The 18,659-nt window shown below is 70.8% G+C and carries 15 protein-coding genes and 2 riboswitches; of the genes, 10 read left to right on the forward strand and 5 right to left on the reverse strand.

Features of this window, described 5'->3' with window-relative positions; translation table 11 throughout:
* Window positions 1-98 precede the first annotated feature (98 nt).
* Window positions 99-1,709, reverse strand: a complete 1,611-nt coding sequence (locus tag QUC20_RS08950; protein WP_120262489.1) for a peptide ABC transporter substrate-binding protein — start codon at window positions 1,707-1,709, stop codon at window positions 99-101.
* Between the two features lie 378 nt (window positions 1,710-2,087).
* On the opposite strand from QUC20_RS08950, the gene QUC20_RS08955 reads away from it, so the two are divergent.
* The 4 genes from QUC20_RS08955 to QUC20_RS08970 are packed head-to-tail and all read left to right on the forward strand — an operon-like array spanning window position 2,088 to window position 5,955.
* On the forward strand, window positions 2,088-3,248 hold the full coding sequence (locus QUC20_RS08955) for a M24 family metallopeptidase (protein WP_147374347.1): 1,161 nt from the start codon (window positions 2,088-2,090) through the stop codon (window positions 3,246-3,248).
* Window positions 3,249-3,250: 2 nt separating this feature from the next.
* The gene (locus tag QUC20_RS08960) at window positions 3,251-4,615 is read left to right on the forward strand and encodes a M20/M25/M40 family metallo-hydrolase (protein WP_120262486.1); all 1,365 of its coding nucleotides are present in this window, start codon (window positions 3,251-3,253) and stop codon (window positions 4,613-4,615) included.
* Window positions 4,612-5,160, forward strand: a complete 549-nt coding sequence (locus QUC20_RS08965) for an Lrp/AsnC family transcriptional regulator (protein ID WP_120262485.1) — start codon at window positions 4,612-4,614, stop codon at window positions 5,158-5,160. The genes QUC20_RS08960 and QUC20_RS08965 overlap by 4 nt, the downstream gene beginning before the upstream one ends.
* A 39-nt stretch (window positions 5,161-5,199) precedes the next feature.
* Window positions 5,200-5,955, forward strand: a complete 756-nt coding sequence (locus QUC20_RS08970) for a CPBP family intramembrane glutamic endopeptidase (RefSeq protein ID WP_120262484.1) — start codon at window positions 5,200-5,202, stop codon at window positions 5,953-5,955.
* Window positions 5,956-6,064: 109 nt separating this feature from the next.
* Here QUC20_RS08970 and gcvP read toward each other — a convergent pair whose 3' ends face one another.
* From gcvP to QUC20_RS08990, 4 genes are all read right to left on the reverse strand, one after another.
* A complete protein-coding gene (gcvP, locus tag QUC20_RS08975; protein WP_289329637.1) occupies window positions 6,065-8,944 on the reverse strand; it encodes an aminomethyl-transferring glycine dehydrogenase in 2,880 nt (959 codons plus the stop codon).
* Window positions 8,941-9,324 (reverse strand): glycine cleavage system protein GcvH, encoded by a 384-nt coding sequence (gene gcvH / locus QUC20_RS08980; protein WP_289329638.1) that lies wholly within the window; start codon window positions 9,322-9,324, stop codon window positions 8,941-8,943. The genes gcvP and gcvH overlap by 4 nt, the downstream gene beginning before the upstream one ends.
* Window positions 9,321-10,433: a glycine cleavage system aminomethyltransferase GcvT gene (gene gcvT, locus QUC20_RS08985; RefSeq protein ID WP_289329639.1), complete on the reverse strand. Its 1,113-nt coding sequence runs from the start codon at window positions 10,431-10,433 to the stop codon at window positions 9,321-9,323. Before gcvT ends, gcvH begins: the two co-directional genes overlap by 4 nt.
* 50 nt (window positions 10,434-10,483) lie before the next feature.
* Window positions 10,484-10,572: riboswitch (glycine riboswitch) on the reverse strand.
* Between the two features lies 1 nt (window position 10,573).
* Window positions 10,574-10,665: riboswitch (glycine riboswitch) on the reverse strand.
* Window positions 10,666-10,740: 75 nt separating this feature from the next.
* Window positions 10,741-11,913 carry a MarP family serine protease gene (locus QUC20_RS08990; protein WP_120262480.1) on the reverse strand — a complete coding sequence of 391 codons (1,173 nt, stop codon included), beginning with the start codon at window positions 11,911-11,913 and terminating at the stop codon, window positions 10,741-10,743.
* 108 nt (window positions 11,914-12,021) lie between these two features.
* On the opposite strand from QUC20_RS08990, the gene QUC20_RS08995 reads away from it, so the two are divergent.
* Genes QUC20_RS08995 through QUC20_RS09020 form a run of 6 tightly spaced genes read left to right on the forward strand, consistent with a single transcriptional unit; the run spans window position 12,022 to window position 18,534 of the window.
* A complete protein-coding gene (locus QUC20_RS08995) occupies window positions 12,022-12,717 on the forward strand; it encodes an NUDIX hydrolase (RefSeq protein ID WP_120262479.1) in 696 nt (231 codons plus the stop codon).
* Window positions 12,718-12,727: 10 nt separating this feature from the next.
* Window positions 12,728-14,041, forward strand: coding sequence for a quinolinate synthase NadA (gene nadA / locus QUC20_RS09000; protein WP_289329640.1), 1,314 nt, complete (start codon window positions 12,728-12,730; stop codon window positions 14,039-14,041).
* Window positions 14,038-15,594 carry an L-aspartate oxidase gene (gene nadB, locus QUC20_RS09005; protein ID WP_289329641.1) on the forward strand — a complete coding sequence of 519 codons (1,557 nt, stop codon included), beginning with the start codon at window positions 14,038-14,040 and terminating at the stop codon, window positions 15,592-15,594. Before nadA ends, nadB begins: the two co-directional genes overlap by 4 nt.
* Window positions 15,594-16,451 carry a carboxylating nicotinate-nucleotide diphosphorylase gene (nadC, locus tag QUC20_RS09010; protein ID WP_289331500.1) on the forward strand — a complete coding sequence of 286 codons (858 nt, stop codon included), beginning with the start codon at window positions 15,594-15,596 and terminating at the stop codon, window positions 16,449-16,451. Before nadB ends, nadC begins: the two co-directional genes overlap by 1 nt.
* Window positions 16,451-17,581 (forward strand): cysteine desulfurase family protein, encoded by a 1,131-nt coding sequence (locus QUC20_RS09015; protein WP_289329642.1) that lies wholly within the window; start codon window positions 16,451-16,453, stop codon window positions 17,579-17,581. Before nadC ends, QUC20_RS09015 begins: the two co-directional genes overlap by 1 nt.
* Window positions 17,578-18,534, forward strand: coding sequence for a glycosyltransferase family 2 protein (locus QUC20_RS09020; RefSeq protein ID WP_289329643.1), 957 nt, complete (start codon window positions 17,578-17,580; stop codon window positions 18,532-18,534). The genes QUC20_RS09015 and QUC20_RS09020 overlap by 4 nt, the downstream gene beginning before the upstream one ends.
* Window positions 18,535-18,659 lie beyond the last annotated feature (125 nt).

The raw sequence follows: 18,659 nt of genomic DNA on the forward strand, positions 1-18,659 counted from the left end.
GGGTTCGGGTAGTGAGGGCGAATAGGCCCCGGTCAGCACGGTGTCCGGGACGCGAATGCGCCCCGGACACCGTACTCGATGATCGCCTGGAGCCGAACTCAGCCCTTGGTGACCTGGTTGTACAGCGGCACCGAGTCCCAGCCGAAGACGACGTTGTCGACGCCCTCGCCCCAGACACCGACGGCGTTCTGGTACCACAGCGGAACGCTGGGCAGATCGCGCATCAGGATCTCCTGAGCCTGCTCGTACAGGCCGGCCGCGTCCTCGATGGACGGAGCCGATGCGGCCTGCGTCAGCAGCTGGTCGAACTCGGGGTTGGTGTAGCCCTCGTAGTTCGAGCTCGCGCCGGTGCTGTACTGCGCCGACAGGAAGTTACCCTGCGACGGGTAGTCGGCCTGCCATCCGGCGCGGGTGGCGCCGGTGAGGGTGCCGGACGTGCGCAGGTCGAGCGCAGCGGCGAACGTCGGCTGCGGTGAACCAACCGCCTCGATACCGAGCGTGTTGGCGATGCTGTTCGCGACAGCATCCACCCAAGCCTGGTGGCCGCCATCGGAGTTGTACGTGATGGTGAACGGTCCGGCGTACGGGCTGATCGCCTCGGCCTCGGCCCACTTCGCCTTCGCCTCTTCGGGGTTGTACTCGAGAACCTCGGAGCCCGGCAGGTCGTCGCTCCAGCCCTCGACGACCGGCGACGTGAAGTCGGTGGCCGGCGTGCGCGTGCCCTGGAAGATCGTGTCGGTGATCTCTTCCCGGTTGATCGCCATCGAGATGGCGGCGCGACGGAGCTGACCCTCTTCGTCGTTGCCGAAGTTCGGCAGGTAGAAGGGGATGTTGAAGCCCTGGAAGATCGCGGCGGGCTGGTTGACCGAACGCTCCGGGAAGTCCGTCTCGTAGGTCGCGAACGCGGTGTCGGGAACGGTGTCGAGCACGTCGAGGTTGCCGCCCTGCGCGTCGGCGTAAGCCGACTCGAGAGAGGTGTAGAAGACGATGTTCAGACCGTCGTTCTTGACCTCGCGCACACCCTTGTAGTCGGGGTTCGGAACGAGGTTGATGCCCTCGTTGTGGCGCCAGGCGCCCTCGCCGTCGAGCATGTACGGGCCGTTGCCGACCGGGTTCTCGCCGAACGCCTCGAGGTCTTCGAAAGCGACGGACGGCAGCGGCATGTAAGCCGTGTAGCCGAGACGCAGCGGGAAGTCGGCGTCGGGAGCCTTGAGCGTGACCGTGAAGGTCATGTCATCGACGACCGCGAGGCCCGTCGGGGCGGTGCTGCCGTCGTCGGACGCACCCTCGATCGTGTAGAACCAGTACGCGCCGTTCTCGTCCTGCGCGCCGGCGGTCCAGGTGTCGACGAAGGTCTTCGCGGTGATCTCCTCACCGTTGCTGAACTTCCAGCCGTCGGCGACGGTGATGGTCCACACCACGTTGTCGTCGCTTTCGATCGAGGAAGCGACCTCGTTCTCGATCGTGCCGTCCGCCTTGTAGCTGACCAGACCCGCGTACATCGAGGTGAGGATGCGGCCACCGCCGGTCTCGGTGGTGCCGAAGGTCAGCAGCGGGTTCTGCGGCTCGGTGCCGTTCGTGGTGATGATCGCGGAGGCGTTGGAGCCCCCGCCCGTGTTGCTGTCGCCGCCGGCCGAGCAACCGGCCAGCGTGAGCGTGACGGCGGACACCAGCGCGATCGCGCCGACTCCCCAACGTCGTCTCGACATGTTTCCTCCTGGGTGACGGGTACGCACTCACGGTGGACGGTGGTGAAGACACACCGGTGTCCGGAGCACGGGATATACCCCCGACGATAAGCGCGAGCCGCCCCTGTGACCGCATCCAGGCCCAAACCGTTACATGTCGGCAACAATCGCGGCGGCGGGGTTGTCATCCTGCGTCGGCTGCGTGTCGATGCCTGCGCGGTGCGTCATCCGGGGCACCGAGACCGCTCCGACACAGCCCAGGAAGGGGCTTACTAAGTATGGCGAGAGGAATTGCGTACCTTCGATAGCAAGGTGAATCTGTTCGGTAACAGCTCTGATGTAAAGTCGGGACATCTCGGTCTCGCACTCGGCGGGACACCCGATCCAAGGAGAGCCGCTGTGGTGGACGACGCCATCCTCATCTACGCGAGCACGCTGGCAGCCGACATGCGCCACGTCATCCCCCACGACGTGCACGACCCGTTCCTCTACATCGAGATCGCGGGAGCGCCGCACGTGGCGATCAAGTCGCTCGAAGCGGCACGCATGCGCGACGTCCCGGGCATGACGGTCTTCCCGCTCGATGAGCTCGGCTTCGACGAGTTCCGTGCGGCCGGCCAAGACCCCGACCTCGCCGAGCTCTCCACCCTGGTCGCCGCCTGCCGCCGTCTGGGCGTGACCGGCGCCGCCGTGCCGCCCACCTTCCCGCTCGAGGTCGCCGACCACCTGCGCGCCAACGGCATCGACGTGCGTGTCGACCGCGACCTCTTCGTCCAGCGTCGGCGCGTGAAGACTCCGCACGAGCTCGCCGGCATCCGCCGTGCGCAGGTGGCCGCGGAAGCGGGTGTCTCGCTCGTCGCCGACGCGATGCACCGCTCGACGGTCGCAGCAGACGGCGGGCTCATGCTCGACGGTGTGCCGCTCACGTGCGAGGACCTCAAGGACCGCATCCGCTCGGTCTTCCTGCGCAACGGGTGCGAAGACGCCGGCATGATCGTCGCCCACGGCGCGCAGACCTGCATCGGTCACCACGCGGGGTCAGGACAGATCTTCGAGGGCGAGCCCGTGACCGTCGACATCTGCCCGCGCGACATCGCCTCGGGCGGCAACTCCGACATGACCCGCACGTTCGTCAAGGGCGACATCGACGACGAGCTCGCGTTCTACTACGACATCGTCAAGAAGTCGTTCGACGCGACGCTGGCCGCGATCCGCCCCGGTCTGCCGGTGGCCGAGCTCCACCGCATCTCGTGCGAGCCGATCGAAGCCGCGGGCCAGCCCACCCAACTGACCAAGAAGCCCGGCGAGGTGCTCGACGAGGGCTACTTCCATTCGCTCGGGCACGGCGTGGGGCTCGAGGTCCACGAGCCGCCGAGCCTCAACCAGAACGATGCGGTCCTCGTCGCCGGCGACGTCATCGCCATCGAGCCGGGCTGCTATCGGCAGGGCTTCGGCGGCGTTCGCCTGGAGGACATCGTGCTCGTGACCGAGGACGGCTACGAGCTCATCTCGGACTACCCCTACGACCTCGTTCCGGTGTCGTTGCCCCGAGGCAAGTGACGATGGGTCGCGACCCGCGGATCGACGAGGCCGCCGACACCATCGTCGCGAGCTGGCAGGAGGTGTGCCGGTTCCCCACGGTCGCCGGTCGCCTGGATGCCATCGCGGCGGCGGCGGACTGGATCGAGGAACGACTCGCTCCGCTGATGGACCGCGTCGTGCGCTACGAGATCCCCGACTACGGCCCCGTCGTCGTCGGCTTCCGCGCCGGAGCCAGTGACGCATCGCTGCTGCTGTACAACCACTACGACGTGCAGCCCGAGGGCGACCCGTCGCGCTGGTCGTCTCCGCCCTACGCCGCCGAGATCCGAGACGGCGCGATGTACGCGCGCGGCGCGTGCGACGACAAAGCAGACGTCGCCGGGCGTCTTGCCTCGCTGCGCCTCTGGATCGACGAGCACGACGGACGCACACCCTTCGGGGTCATCTATCTCGCCGACCCGTGCGAAGAGATCGGCAGCCCGGGCCTCGGAGAGGTACTCGCCGCGCACGCGGCAGAGCTCCGAGCAGATGCGTGCCTGTGGGAGAGCTACCTGCGCGAGGAGGACGGCCGCCCCGCCGTCGGCTTCGGGTGCCGCGGCTCGCTCGAGATCGAGCTCTCTCTCGACATCCTCGCCTCGGCACAGCATCCCTCGTACTCGTCGATCCTGCGGTCCGCACCGCTCGAGCTGATGGCGGCCATCTCGTCGATGCGCACCGAAGACGGCCGGATCGCCGTCGCCGGCGTGCGCGACGACGCCCTCGTCCCCGACGAGCGGGCACGTCGCCGCACCGCGGACATCACACTGCCCGGACCGTCGATCGCGCGCGACGGAGTCTCGCCGTACCTTCCCGGCACAGACTCGCAGCTCTCGACGCGTTTCGTGTTCGAACCCTCGATGAGCCTCTCGGGCTTCGACCTCGATGACGGAGTGCGTCAGAGCATCCCGGCGTCGGCGACGGCTCGCGTGCGCTTCGGGCTCGTCCCGGGGATGCGGCCCGAGCGCGTGGTGGCCGCCGTGCGGACGCACCTCGCGGAACGGCATCCGGATGTCGCGGTCTCCGTGATCCGCGCGCTCGCGCCCGCCTACTCGCCCGTGCAATCGGCCTTCGGCGAAGCCGTCGTGCGCGCCGCCGGACGCGCGTTCGGCGCGGAGGCGGTCGTCTACGACGTGATGACCGGGGCAGGACCCGGGGCACTGTTCCTCGAGCACCTCGGCGCGCCGATCATCTCCCCCACCGGCACCCTGCGACCCGCCGGAAACATGCACGGCTACGATGAGCACGGCTACGTCGAGGATTTTCTCGATCACGTGCAGTTCACGCTCGACGTCTTCCGAGAGCTCGAACGAAGCGGCTTCGCCGACACCGCCCGGGGAGGGGCATGACGACCGACCCAGCGCGACTGCGCTCTCTGCTCGAGCCCGAACGCGACGTGCTCGAGATCGACGACATCGACCGGCGCATCCTCCATCGCCTTCACGAGGACGCACGGGCGTCGATGCGCAGCATCGCGGCGGAGGTGGGAATGTCGGCCCCGGCCGTCGCCGAGCGGATCGCCCGCATGGAGCGAGGTCACGTCATCCGGCGACACACGATCGAACTCGACTGGGCGGCACTGGGCTACCCGATGCTCGTGGTGATGCCGCTGCGCCTGACAGGCGACGCAGACGCCGCCACGGTCCTGAGCGCGCTGAAGGCGATCGACGCGATGACCGAGGTCATCGTGCTGGCCGCCGGGTACGACCTCATGGCGCGGTTCCGCGTGCGGGACCATGCCGACTTGCAGCGGCTGCTCGTCGAAGAGGTCTGGCCCATCCCGGGGATCGACCGCGTCGAGACCATGCTCGCCATCGGCCGTCTCGCCGATCCCGAACCGCTGCAGCACGTGCTGGCGACCGAGACTCCCGCGCGCAAACGGCGCCGCCCGTGACGCCCCACCCCCGGGCCTAACATCGACCGGGGAGGAACAATGACGCACGTGTCGCGGAGTCGGCTCTGGTGGGAGATCGCCCTCGTCCTGGCGGTCTCCGTGGGCCGTTCGGCCTTCTTCTCGGTGCTGTCGTTCCTGCAGGCCGTGACGAGCGAGGTGAGCCTGGGCGACCAGTCGACCTCGCTCAACCCGGGCGCCGCGACGGCGGATGCCTGGTCAGTGGTCTCGCAGGTCTTCTCGAATCTGTTCAACCTGGCCCCGGTGGCGCTGGCGATCTACTTCCTCTGGGAGCCGGGCCGGTCGGCGCTGCGCCGCATCGGCCTGGACTTCCGGATGTTCGGGAGGGATGCCGGCGCCGGCATCCTGCTCGTCGCCCTCATCGGCGTTCCCGGCCTCGGCCTCTACGCCCTCGGGCGCGCGCTCGGCATCACCGTCCAGGTCGGCGCGGCTCCGCTCGACGGCGGGTGGACGGCCGTCCTCCTCCTCGCCCTCGCCGCGTTGCGCGCGGGCCTCACGGAAGAGGTCATCTTCATCGGGTATCTGTTCGACCGGCTGCGGCGGCTCGGCTGGAGCACGTGGGCGATCATCCTGTCGACGGCGGCGCTGCGCGGCCTGTACCACGCGTACCAGGGCATCGGTCCGATCTTCGGCAACATCGCGATGGGCGTGGTCTTCGGATGGGTGTACCACCGCTGGGGCCGGGTGATGCCGCTCGTGGTCGCCCACGTCGTGATCGACCTCGTCGCCTTCATCGGCTATCCGCTGGCCGCATCGTGGTGGCCCGGTCTCTTCTGAGCCCCGCACCCTGACCCCGAGCCCGACGAGAACGCACCGTCCCGCCGAGCACGCACCTCGGAGGGTACGTGCTCGGCGAAACGGTGCGCTCTCGCGAAGCGGCCCGGCGTCAGGCGAACGCCTCCGGGGGCGGGCAGGCGCACACGAGGTTGCGATCGCCGTAGGCCTGGTCGATGCGTCGCACCGGCGGCCAGTACTTGCCCCGCACGAGCGAACGGACGGGGTAGACCGCCTCCTCGCGCGAGTACGCATGCGACCACTCCGACGCGACCGCCGCCTCCGCCGTGTGCGGGGCGCCGACGAGCGGGTTGTCGTCGGCGGGCCACTCCCCCGAGGCCACGCGCTCGGCTTCGGCGCGGATGGCGATCATCGCCTCGACGAAGCGGTCGATCTCGGCGATGTCCTCCGACTCGGTCGGCTCGACCATCAGCGTCCCCGCCACCGGGAACGACATGGTCGGGGCGTGGAATCCGTAGTCGATCAGTCGCTTGGCGACGTCGTCGACGGTGATGCCGGTCCGCTCGCGCAGCGGACGGAGATCGAGGATGCACTCGTGTGCGACGAGACCCCCTTCGCCCGCGTACAGCACCGGGTAGTGGTCGCGCAGCCGTGCCGCGACGTAGTTCGCCGCGAGCACCGCCGCTCCGGTCGCCTCGCGCAGACCGCGCGCACCCAGCATCCGGACATACGCCCACGAGATGGGAAGGATGGATGCCGAGCCGTAGGGCGCCGCCGAGACGGGGCCGCCATCGAAGACGAAGCCGCCCGCGTGCTCCGCGCGCTGCGCGAACGGATGCGAGGGCAGGAACGCTGCGAGGTGCGCCTTCGCCGCGACCGGACCCACACCCGGTCCGCCACCGCCGTGCGGGATGGCGAACGTCTTGTGGAGGTTCAGGTGCGACACGTCTCCGCCGAGATCGCCGAAGCGGGCGAAGCCGAGAAGGGCATTGAGGTTCGCGCCGTCGACGTACACCTGACCGCCTGCCGCGTGCACGGCCTCGGTGATCGCGAGTACCTCGTGCTCGTACACACCGTGCGTCGACGGGTAGGTGATCATCAGCGCCGACAGCGCCGCGGCATGCTCGTCGATCTTGGCGCGGAGATCGTCGAGGTCGACGTTTCCCGCCTCGTCGCAGGCGACGACCACCACGCGCATGCCCGCCAGCACGGCGGATGCGGCGTTCGTGCCGTGCGCCGACGACGGGATGAGGCAGACCGTACGGTCGTCGTCACCCCGCGAACGGTGGTATCCGCGGATCGCCAGCAGCCCGGCGAGCTCGCCCTGCGAACCGGCGTTCGGCTGCAGCGAGACGGCGTCGTAGCCGGTGACCTCGGCGAGCCACGCTTCGAGCTGGTCGACGAGCTCGAGGTATCCGCGGACGTCGTCGGCGGGCGCGAACGGATGCACGCGCGCGAACTCCGGCCAGGTGACGGCGGCCATCTCGGTGGCGGCGTTCAGCTTCATCGTGCACGACCCGAGCGGGATCATGCCGCGGTCGAGCGCATAGTCGCGGTCGGCGAGACGCTTGAGGTACCGCATCATCGCCGTCTCGGAATGGTGGCTCGTGAAGACCGGATGCGTGAGGTATTCGTCCTCGCGCCGGAGCGAGGCCGGAGCGTGCCGCTCCCGCCACATCGACCCGGCGACGAACGCGAACGCGCGCTGCTCAGGGCCGCCGAAGGCGCGCACGACGGCGTGCAGGTCGCTGACGGTCGTCGTCTCGTCGACCGAGACGCCGACGGTGTCGTCGTCACGGTGCCACAGCTGGTAGCCGAGTTCCCGGGCCGCCGCGACGACCTCGGCAGCCCGGCCGGGCGCCTGCACCGTCAGCGTGTCGAAGAAGGAGTCGTGCTCGACGTCGACACCGGCGTCGGCCAACCATTCGGCGAGGAGGGCCGTGTGCCCGGCGACGGACTCGGCGATGCGCCGGAGTCCCTCGGGCCCGTGATAGACGGCGTACATCGACGCCATGACCGCCAACAGCACCTGCGCGGTGCAGATGTTCGAGGTCGCCTTCTCGCGGCGGATGTGCTGCTCGCGGGTCTGCAGCGACAGGCGGTAGGCCGGGTCTCCCACCGCGTCGACGGAGACTCCCACGAGGCGCCCCGGCAACTGGCGTTCGAGACCGGCACGCACCGCCATGTAGCCGGCGTGCGGGCCCCCGAAGCCCATCGGGACGCCGAACCGCTGGGTCGTCCCGACGGCGACATCGGCTCCGAGCGAGCCGGGCGAGCGCAGCAACGTCAACGCGAGCAGATCGGCGGCGACGACGACGAGACCGCCCGCGGCCTGCACCTCGCCGATGACCGCGCTCGGATCCCATACGCGACCGGACGCCCCGGGGTACTGCACGAACGCCCCGAACACCGGCTCGTCCGACGCGACCGCGGCGGGGGCGCCGGCGAAGTCGACCTCGCGCAGCTCGATGCCCAGCGCCTCGGCGCGATGGCCGAGCAGCGCCTTGGTCTGCGGCAGCGCATCGGCATCGACGAGAAAGACGTCGCCGCGCGACTTCGACGCCCGACGGGCCACCAGCATGCCCTCTACGACGGCCGTGGCCTCGTCGAGCATCGAGGCGTTCGCCGTGGCCAGTCCGGTGAGGTCTGTCACCATCGTCTGGAAGTTGATGAGCGCCTCGAGGCGGCCCTGCGAGATCTCCGGCTGGTACGGCGTGTAGGCGGTGTACCAGGACGGGTTCTCGAGGACGTTGCGCTGGATGACGGCCGGCGTGAAGGTGTCGTAGTACCCCAGGCCGATCATCGGCCGTGCGGCGCGATTGCGCGACGCAAGTTCACGCAGCTCCGCGAGAGCCTCGTGCTCAGCGGCTGCCGCGGGGATGACGCTGTCGGGTACCGCGTCGACCTGGATGGCCGCGGGCACGGCCCGGGTGAGCAGGGCATCGACGTCCGGATAGCCGAGGACATCCAGCATCCGCTGCTGAGCAGCGCCGTCGGTGCCGATGTGGCGGGCGGCGAAAGCGGAGGTCATCGGTCTCCGCCGGTGAGCTCGACGTAGGCGGCGCGGTCGAGCAATGCACCGGCGTCCGCGGGATCGATCTCGATACGCACGAGCCACCCCTCAGCGAACGGCCCGGCGTTGACGAGCGACGGGTCGTCCACGACGGCCTCGTTGATCTCGACGACGGTCCCGCTCAGCGGTGCGTAGAGCTCGCCGACCGACTTCGTCGACTCGATCTCGCCGCACACGGCGTCGGCGGTCACACGGGTTCCCACGGCGGGGAGGTCGACGAACACGACGTCGCCCAGCTTCTCGGCGGCGTAGTCGGTGATGCCGACGGTCGCGGTCGTGCCCGAGAGGTCGACCCACTCGTGCTCGGCGGTGTACTTCAGGGCGTCGAGATCGGTCATTTCTTCCTCCGGTAGAACGGCAGCGGGGTGACGGTGGCGGGGATGCGGGTGCCGCGGACGTCGAGCGCGAGCTCGGTGCCGGGCGCGGCATGTTCGGGCGCGACGTAGGCCATGGCGATCGGGTGCCCGAGCGTCGGGCTCAACGCGCCGCTCGTGACCTCGCCGACGCGCTCGCCGTCGGGGCCGAGCACGGCGTACCCGGCGCGACCGGCGCGGCGTCCCTCCGACACGAGACCGACGAGAACGGGCGCGGATGCCGATGCGCGTTTCGTCAGACCCTCACGGCCGACGAACGCGCCCTTGTCGGCGCCGACCACGCGGTCGAGTCCCGCCTGGGCCGGGGCGACGTCGAGCGAGAGCTCGTGTCCGTAGAGGGGCATCCCGGCCTCGAGCCGCAGAGTGTCGCGCGCGGCCAGCCCGGCCGGCACGAGGCCGAACGGCTCTCCCGCGGCGAGCACGGCATCCCAGAGGGCTTCGGCGGCTACAGCCGGGATCATCAGCTCGAATCCGTCTTCGCCCGTGTACCCGGTGCGTGCGAGGAGCAGCGGCTCGCCCGCGAACTCGCCGGCGGTCCAGGCGTAGTACCGCGTGTCCGCGAGCGCGACGTCGGCCGTCGACAGGCCCGGTGTAGCCTCGAGCACCGCGAGTGCGGCGGGGCCCTGGACGGCCAGGAGCGCGTACGCGTCGGTGACGTCTCGCACCTCGACGTCCCAGCCTTCGGCCCGTTCCTGCAGCGCAGCCCACACGGGCTCGCGGTTGCCGGCGTTGGCGATGATCAGGAAACGGTCGTCGTCGAGCCGGTAGACGATGACGTCGTCGATGATCCCGCCGTCCTCCGCGAGGACGAGCGAGTACTTGGCCTTTCCGACCGTCATCGTCGAGAGGCTGCCGGCGAGGGCGGCGTCGAGGCATTCGCCGGCGACGGACCCGGTCACCTCGAATTCCGCCATGTGCGAGATGTCGAACAGACCCGCGGCGGTGCGCACGGCATGGTGCTCGGCCAGGTCGGACGTGTAGCGCACGGGCATGAGCCAGCCGCCGAAGTCGGTGAAGGACGCGCCGAGGGCGGCGTGGCGATGGTGCAGGACGGTGGAGCGGGGATCTGACATGAGTTCTCCCGTTGCGGGCGGGCGGCTGCCACGGCTGCGGCATCCGGAACTCCCCCTCTGTCTTGGGCCTGAGAGTTTCACCGGGCGGACCCGGCTTTCACCGTCGGCGGACCCCCGAGGGGATCGCTTTCCAGAGCGGCCGGACGCGCGCGGTACGCGGACCTGAGAGATTGGCGGGGAGGCTTGCTCCTTCGGTGCCCGGATTGCTCCGGGGCTCTCCCGCGTGCGTCATGCGGCCTGTCTTCAGTTGCGCGATCAGCATAGCGTCACCGCGCGAGACCGCGCAGGCGCCGACCGGGTGTGCCGCTCAGCGCGTGCAACTCCCGGCCTGCACTGCCGGAGCATCCGCGGAGACTCCGGCGAGCACGGGCAGCAGCTCCGTCGTCGTCATCGCGTACCCTCGCCTCTCGTCGTCCGCCCCGCGCGCGAACACGACGCCGGCGACCTCGCCGGCGTCGGTCAGCAGCGGTCCGCCGGAGTTGCCCGGGCGGACGTCGGCATCGAGCGCGTAGATCTCACGCGGCGTGCTCGACTGGTCGTAGATGTCGGGGACGGGCGCCGAGCCCACCGAGAGCACGAATGCGGCGCCGCTCGTGAACGGGCCGCCGAGCGGATAGCCCTGCACCGCGACGGCGGCACCGGCCGCGACCGGCGGGACGACCGGCAGGGGTGCGGCGCCCAGACCACCGACGGCGATGACGGCGAGATCGTCGATCGGGTCGAAGTAGACCACGCGTCCCTCGCGCGCATCGCGACCGGGAAGCTCGACGACGGGCGTGTCGACACCTGCCACGACATGGGCATTGGTGACGATGAGGTCGTCTGCGGCGACGAAGCCGGAGCCGGTCATCGAGACGCCGCAGGCATACGCCGTTCCGCTGATGCGAGCGACGGATGCCGCGGCGCGCTGCAGTTCGGGATCGTCGAGCGCGACGGCAGGTGCGGTCGGCGCGACTTCGGGGCGGAGAAGCTCGCCGATACGCGGGATGCCCTCGTCGACGACGAACCCGCGGACCTCGGCGAGCGCGGTGTCGACCGGGTCGGGGGTCAGGCCGTCGATGAACGAGAGCACCCGCGACGACGCGACAGCGGTCGAGACGACGGGCATCCCGCTCGCGGTCACCGCGCCGGCGCCGAGGAGCAGCACGAGGCCGCCGGCGATCGTTGCCCCGCCGGCGCCGAGGATGCGGTCGAGGATGCGCAGCTTGGCCCGGTCGACGCCGCGGCGCAGGGCAGCTCCGACAGCGGTGCCGAGCGCGGTGCACAGCGCGATGATCGCGATGGCGCACACGGCGAGCACGAGCGAGCGGTACTCCCAGTCGGCGACGCCGGGCGCGATGAGCGGCACGGCCCACACGGCCAGGAGCGAGCCGATGACCAGCCCGGCGAGCGACCCCGCGATCGCGACGAGGCCCCGGGTGACGCCGATGGCGAAGAAGCCGACGAGGAGGATCACGACGATGACGTCGACCAGCAGCACAGGACCTCCTCGGGAAGGCTCTCAGCGTACGGTGCTCCGCTGTGAGTCCTCCGTTTTGCGGTTCGTGTCTCCATGACTATAAGATCGGCTCGAGCAGTTAGGGTCACGATGACACGAACCACCGGCGGGACAACGCACGACGAGATCCGGGTCGCGGTGTCGACCGTGATCTTCAGCCTCCGCCACGGGGGTGGCGATCTCCCCTCCGTCGTGCTCCCGCTGGTGCGTCGCACGCGCGACCCGCACGCAGGTCAGTGGGCCCTGCCGGGCGGCTGGCTCGACGTGTCGGAGAACCTCGAAGCTGCGGCATCCCGCACCCTCGCCGAGACCACCGCGCTCGCGCCGAGCTACCTCGAGCAGCTCTATGTGTTCGGCGACGTCGGGCGCTCGCCCTCGCGTGTCGTGTCGATCGTCTACTGGGCCCTCGTGCGCGAGGACATCGCCGCGACCCCGCTGCCCGAGGACGAGAACGTCGCGTGGTTCGACACCGCAGACCTGCCCGAGCTGGCGTTCGACCACGGGAGCATCGTCGAGTACGCACTGTGGCGGTTGCGCAACAAGGTCGGCTACAGCCGGATCGCGCACGGCCTCCTGCCCGAGCTGTTCACCCTCGCGGAGCTCCGCGAGGTGTACGAGGCGATCGGCGGCAAGCGCCTCGACCCGGCCAACTTCCGCCGTCAGGTCGAGGGGTCGGGCACCCTCATCCCGACGCGGGAGTTCCGCACGGGCAGCCACCGGCCCGCCCGCCTCTACCGCTACAACCACGACGTCGAGCTCGCCGACCGCGGGCCGCTCCCCCGATGAAGGAACGCGCATGACCACTTCTCCGCTCACGCTGGCGCCGCGACCGATCGACCCGAGCGTCGACCACGGGATCCAGGCGATCGTCGCCGGCGCGTCGACCGACGAGACCTGCAACACCGACCTCGCCGCGGGGCCGTGGACCTTCGACACGCGGCCCGGCTACGGTCCGGGATCGTCGATGGGCGACGTCATCCCGACGGGGTCGCCGCGCCAGGGCGAGCTGCCCGAGTACTACCGGACCGCCGACGAGACCGAGCTGCACGCCCGCATCGCCGAGGCCAAGGCCGCCCTCGGCGACCGCGTCGTCGTCCTGGGGCACTTCTACCAGCGCGAAGAGGTCGTCCGGCACGCGGACTACGTGGGCGATTCGTTCCAGCTCGCCGAGGCGGCGCGAGCGCATCCCGAGGCCGAAGCGATCGTCTTCTGCGGTGTCCACTTCATGGCCGAGACCGCCGACCTACTCTCCCAGCCCGACCAGTCCGTCATCCTGCCGAACCTCGCCGCCGGGTGCTCGATGGCCGACATGGCGTCGATCGACGAGGTCGAGGAATGCTGGGAGCAGCTCGCGGACATCTACGGCGACCTCGACACGCCCGACGGCGAGGGGCTGCTCCCGGTCATCCCCGTCACCTACATGAACTCCTCCGCCGCCATCAAGGGCTTCGTCGGCCGGCACGGCGGAATCGTGTGCACCTCCTCGAACGCCCGCACGGTGCTCGACTGGGCGTTCGCGCGGGGGCGGCGGGTGCTCTTCTTCCCCGATCAGCACCTCGGCCGCAACACCGCCAAAGCGATGGGCGTGCCCCTCGAACGCATGCCGATGTGGAACCCCCGCCGCCCGCTCGGCGGCAACGACGAGGCGTCCCTGCGCGACGCGCGGGTCATCCTCTGGCACGGGTTCTGCTCCGTGCACCGTCGCTTCACCGTCGCCCAGATCGAGCGGGCCCGTGCGGAGCACGCGGGAGTGCGCGTGATCGTGCACCCGGAGTGCCCGATGCCGGTCGTGGACGCCGCGGACGAGGCGGGTTCGACCGAGTACATCCGCCGCGCGATCGACGGCGCGACCGAACCCACGGTGTTCGCAGTGGGCACCGAGATCAACCTCGTCCAGCGGCTCGCCGCGCAGTACCCGCAGCACCGCATCTTCTGCCTCGACCCCGTGGTGTGTCCGTGTTCGACGATGTACCGCATCCACCCGGGCTACCTGGCATGGGTCCTCGACGAGCTCCGCGAGGGACGCACGCCCAACCGCATCCGGGTCTCCGACGATGTGGCGGTTCCCGCGCGGGCCGCCCTCGAACGGATGCTGGCGGCACGGCCATGACCCGGCGGGTGGTCGTCGTGGGCTCCGGCCTCGCCGGCGGCGTGTGCGCCCTGCGGGCCGCCGATGCGGGCTGCGAGGTCGTCCTCGTCACGAAGGGCGCGCTCGGCGAGGGCAACACCGCCTACGCGCAAGGGGGCATCGCCGCGGTGACCGCCGCCGGCGACTCGGTGCTCGCCCACGTCGATGACACCCTTCGCGCCGGTGCGGGCCTCGGCGAGCGCGCCGCGGTGAACACGCTGGCATCGTCGGGGCCGGGGGCCGTCGCGGCGCTCGAGGCGATCGGGGTCGCGTTCGACCGCGACGAGAGCGGCGCGCTACGGCTCGGCCTCGAGGGCGCGCACCGGGTCCCCCGCATCCTGCACGCCGGCGGAGACGCGACGGGGCCTGCGATCCAACGGGCGCTGAACCGGGCTCTCGACCGTTCGCCGGTGACGATCCGCACCGACACTCTCGTCACCGAGGTCGTGGTCGCGGACGGCGCCGTGCGGGGCGTCCGCGTGCTCTCGGGCGGGCTCACCGAGACCCTGGCGGCCGACGCGGTGGTCCTCGCCACCGGTGGGGCCGGACAGCTCTACGCGCACACGACCAACCCCGCGGTGGCGACCGGAGACGGCCTCGCCCTCGCCCTCCGCGCCGGTGCGACCGTCGCCGACCTGGAGTTCGTCCAGTTCCACCCCACAGCGCTGATCGACGGGACGCTGGTGTCGGAGGCGGTGCGCGGAGAGGGCGCAGTGCTCGTCGATGAGAGCGGGCACCGCTTCTGCGTGGATGCGCACCCCGACGCCGAGCTCGCTCCCCGAGACGTCGTGGCCCGCGCGATCGCGACGGCGATGGCGCGTCAGGACGGTCGGCCGGTGCTGCTCGACGCGACCGGGCTCCGCGCGACGCCCACGGCGTCCGCTGCGTTCCTCGCTCACCGCTTCCCCACGATCGACGAGGCCGTCCGCGCCCGGGGATGGGACTGGTCTCGGCATCCCGTGCCCGTCACGCCCGCCGCGCACTACATGATGGGCGGCGTGGCCACCGATCTCGATGGCCGGACCGACCTCGACGGGCTGTTCGCCGTCGGCGAGGTCGCACGCACGGGCGTGCACGGGGCCAACCGTCTGGCATCGAACTCACTGCTCGAAGCCGTCGTGTTCGGCATCCGCGCCGCAGCGGCCATCGCGAGCGGCTCGCCTCGGGCGGTATCGCCGCGGATGGCACCGGCCGTCCCCGAGGCCGGCGCTCGCCCCGAGTCGTCGCCGCTGTCGCCCGCCGGACCGCACACGATGCCGCAGGGCGATTCGTTCACTCGCGAAGCCCTGCAGTCGCTGATGTGGCGGCACGTCGGGCTCGACCGCGACGCCGACGGGCTCGGTATCGCGCTGCGCACGATCGACGCGTGGTCGGGTTCGCGGGCAACGCCGCTCTCCCGGCGCGAGCACGAGGACGCCAACCTGCTGCTCGTCGCGCGTTCCGTCGTGGCCGCCGCGCTCGAACGCCCCGGGTCGGTCGGCGCGCACCACCGGCGCGACGACCCGTCCGCCGTCTTCTCCGAGAAGGTCGCATGATGCTCACTCCCCGCCAGATCGTCGCCGTCGTCGGCCCCGCCCTCGACGAGGACGCCCCCTGGGGCGATCTCACCAGCAGTACGTTCGTGCCCGAGTCCGCTCGTGCGACGGCGGCGCTCGTCTCGCGCGTCGACGGCGTCTTCAGCGGGTCCGGCGTGTTCGCGGCGGCGTTCGCCCTCACGGATGCCGACTGCGAGGTCGACATCGCGGTCGCGGACGGGTCGCGAATCGCCCCGGGCGAGACCCTGGCGATGGTGCGGGGGCCGGCGCGCGCTGTACTGACCGCAGAACGCGTCGGGCTGAACTTCGCCCAGCGGATGTCGGGGATCGCCACCCTCACCCGCCGGTACGTCGACGCGGTCGCGGGCACCCGGGCGCGCATCGTCGACACCCGCAAGACGACCCCCGGTCTGCGCATTCTCGAGCGGCAGGCCGTTCGAGACGGCGGCGGCCACAACCACCGGTTCTCGCTGTCGGATGCCGTCATGCTCAAGGACAACCATCTGGGCGTGATCACGGCAGACGGAACGTCGTTGACCGAAGCGCTGCGGCGAGCGATGGCGCACCTGCCCCACACAACCCACGTCGAGGTGGAGGTCGATCGCGTCGATCAGATCGAATCGGTGCTCGCGGCGGGTGTCGACACGATCATGCTCGACAACTTCTCGCTCGACGATCTCCGCCGCGGTGTCGAGATGATCGGCGAGCGCGCGACGGTCGAGGCATCGGGCGGCGTCTCGCTCGAGACCGTGCGCGCGATCGCCGAGACGGGTGTCGACGTGATCTCGGTGGGAGCCCTCACGCATTCCGCACCGGCTCTCGACCTCGGGCTCGATCTCGTCGTCGACGTGCCCTGATGCTCTACCTCGATCACGCCGCGGGCGGGCCGGTGCGCCGAGAGGTGCTCGAGGCGATGGCCCCGTTCCTCACCGGCCGATTCGGCAACCCGTCCAGCGTCCACACGGTCGGCGAGGATGTCGCACGGGCACTCGACGACGCCCGGCGCCGAGCCGCCGCCGTGCTGGGCGTGCGCGCGGGAGACGTCGTCTTCACGTCCGGCGGCACCGAGGCGAACAACCTCGCGATCGCGGGTATCGCGCTCGGAGCCCGCGGGCGCAGTCCCGGCCACATCGTCACGACCGCGGTGGAGCACGATTCCGTGCTCGCCGTCTGCCACTACCTCCAGCGCATGCACGGGTACGCGATCGACGTCCTCCCGGTGGACTCCAGCGGACGCGTCTCCCCCGACGCCGTCGCCGGTGCGTTGCGCGATGACACCGCCGTCGTGAGCGTCGGCTACGCCAACAACGAGGTCGGAACCGTGCAGGACGTCGCCGCGATCGCGCGCGCCGCGGGAGCGGTGCCGGTGCACGTCGACGCCGTGCAGGCCGCCGGGTGGCTGCCGCTCGCCGGCACCGGGGCGTCGGCACTCTCCATCGCGGGGCACAAGATCGGCGCACCCCAGGGCATCGGCCTGCTGGCCGTGCGCGGGAGGATTCCGCTCGAACCCGTCCTGCACGGCGGCGGCCAGGAGCGCGGGCGTCGCTCCGGTACCCAGAACGTCGCGGGCGCCGTCGGGCTCGCGGTGGCGCTGGAACTCGCCGAACGTGAGCGCCCCGCGGCCGCCGCGCGCGCCGCCGCCGCACGTGAGGCGTTCACGAGCCGCGTCCTCGACACCGTGCCCGGTGCGCGCGTGACCGGCGACCCTGACCTCAGGCTGCCGGGCCTCGCATCGTTCACCTTCACCGCGACCTCCGGCGAGGCCGTGCTGCTCGAGCTGGAACGGCGCGGGATCGTGACGAGCAGCGGATCGGCCTGCGCCGCCGGAAGCGACGAGCCCTCGCACGTCTTGATCGCGATGGGCCGGGATGCCGACGATGCGCGCACCGCGGTGAGGTTCAGCTTCGATCGAGCGGCCCCGCCCGATGCGTCGGAGCTCGCCCGTGCCGTGGCCGACGCCGTCTCAGCAGTACGATCGGGCTCGTGAGCTCGCCCGTCGTCACCGTCATCGTTCCCGGCCGCGACGTCGCCCCGTACGCCGAAGACGCCCTGGCCTCGCTCCGCGCTCAGACGCTCGTCGACTGGACCGCGATCCTCATCGACGACGGATCACGTGACGCGACGGGGCGCGTCTTCGCCGATGCGGCCGCATCCGACGGGCGGTTCCACGTCGTCTCGCACGACCGTCCCCGGGGGCTCGGCGCCGCGAGGAATGCGGGCCTCGATCGCGTCGACACGCCCGTCGTGGCTTTCCTCGACGCCGACGACGTCCTCACCCCGAACGCGCTCGAGCGATGGGTGAGCACACTCGACGCATCGGGTTCCGACTTCGTCGCCGGAGCCTACGTGCGGCTGCGACCGACCGACGAGGGTTATGTCCCGGGGCCCGTGCAGCCGTGGGTCGCGGCAGCCACGCAGCCTGCGCGGACCGGGGTGACTCTCGCCGATCATCCCGAGGCCTCGGGGAACATCGTCGCGTGGTCGAAAGCGAGCCGTATCGAGTTCTGGCGTCGTCATCACCTGCGCTTCCCCGAGAACCGCCTGTACGAAGACCAGCTGGTCGCGCAGCAGATGTACACGCGCGCTCGAGCCTTCGACGTGATCCCCGACGTCGTCGTGCACTGGCGCGAACGCGCAGACGGGTCATCGATCACCCAGCACCGTGCGCAGCTGCCCGTCCTCGTCGACTATCTCGATGCGCTGCGTTCGGGGCTCGCGGTGCTCGATGCGGCCGACGCCCGCGCCGCCGCGGCAGCGCGTGTCCGCCTCGTGCTCGACATGGACGTCCCTCCCCTCGTTCGCATCGCCGCGACCCACCCCGACACCGAGTACCGACGCCGCGTCGGCGAGCTCGTCCGCGACTTCCAGGAGCGAGCGCCGGAGCACCGCGCGACGGACCCCGCGACGACGGAGCTGTGGGGCATCGCCCGGCTCTGGTGATCCCCGACGCGCCGGAACGCTGACCGCCCGGGCACGCATGCTGGCGCTGTGTCGGTGCTCCCGGGAATAATCGTTCCGTCGGGGCGTTGGCCCTGCGGTGTCCGCCCTCGGGTGACGACCGATCA

It is taken from the genome of Microbacterium arborescens (genome assembly GCF_030369635.1).
Taxonomy (GTDB): domain Bacteria; phylum Actinomycetota; class Actinomycetes; order Actinomycetales; family Microbacteriaceae; genus Microbacterium.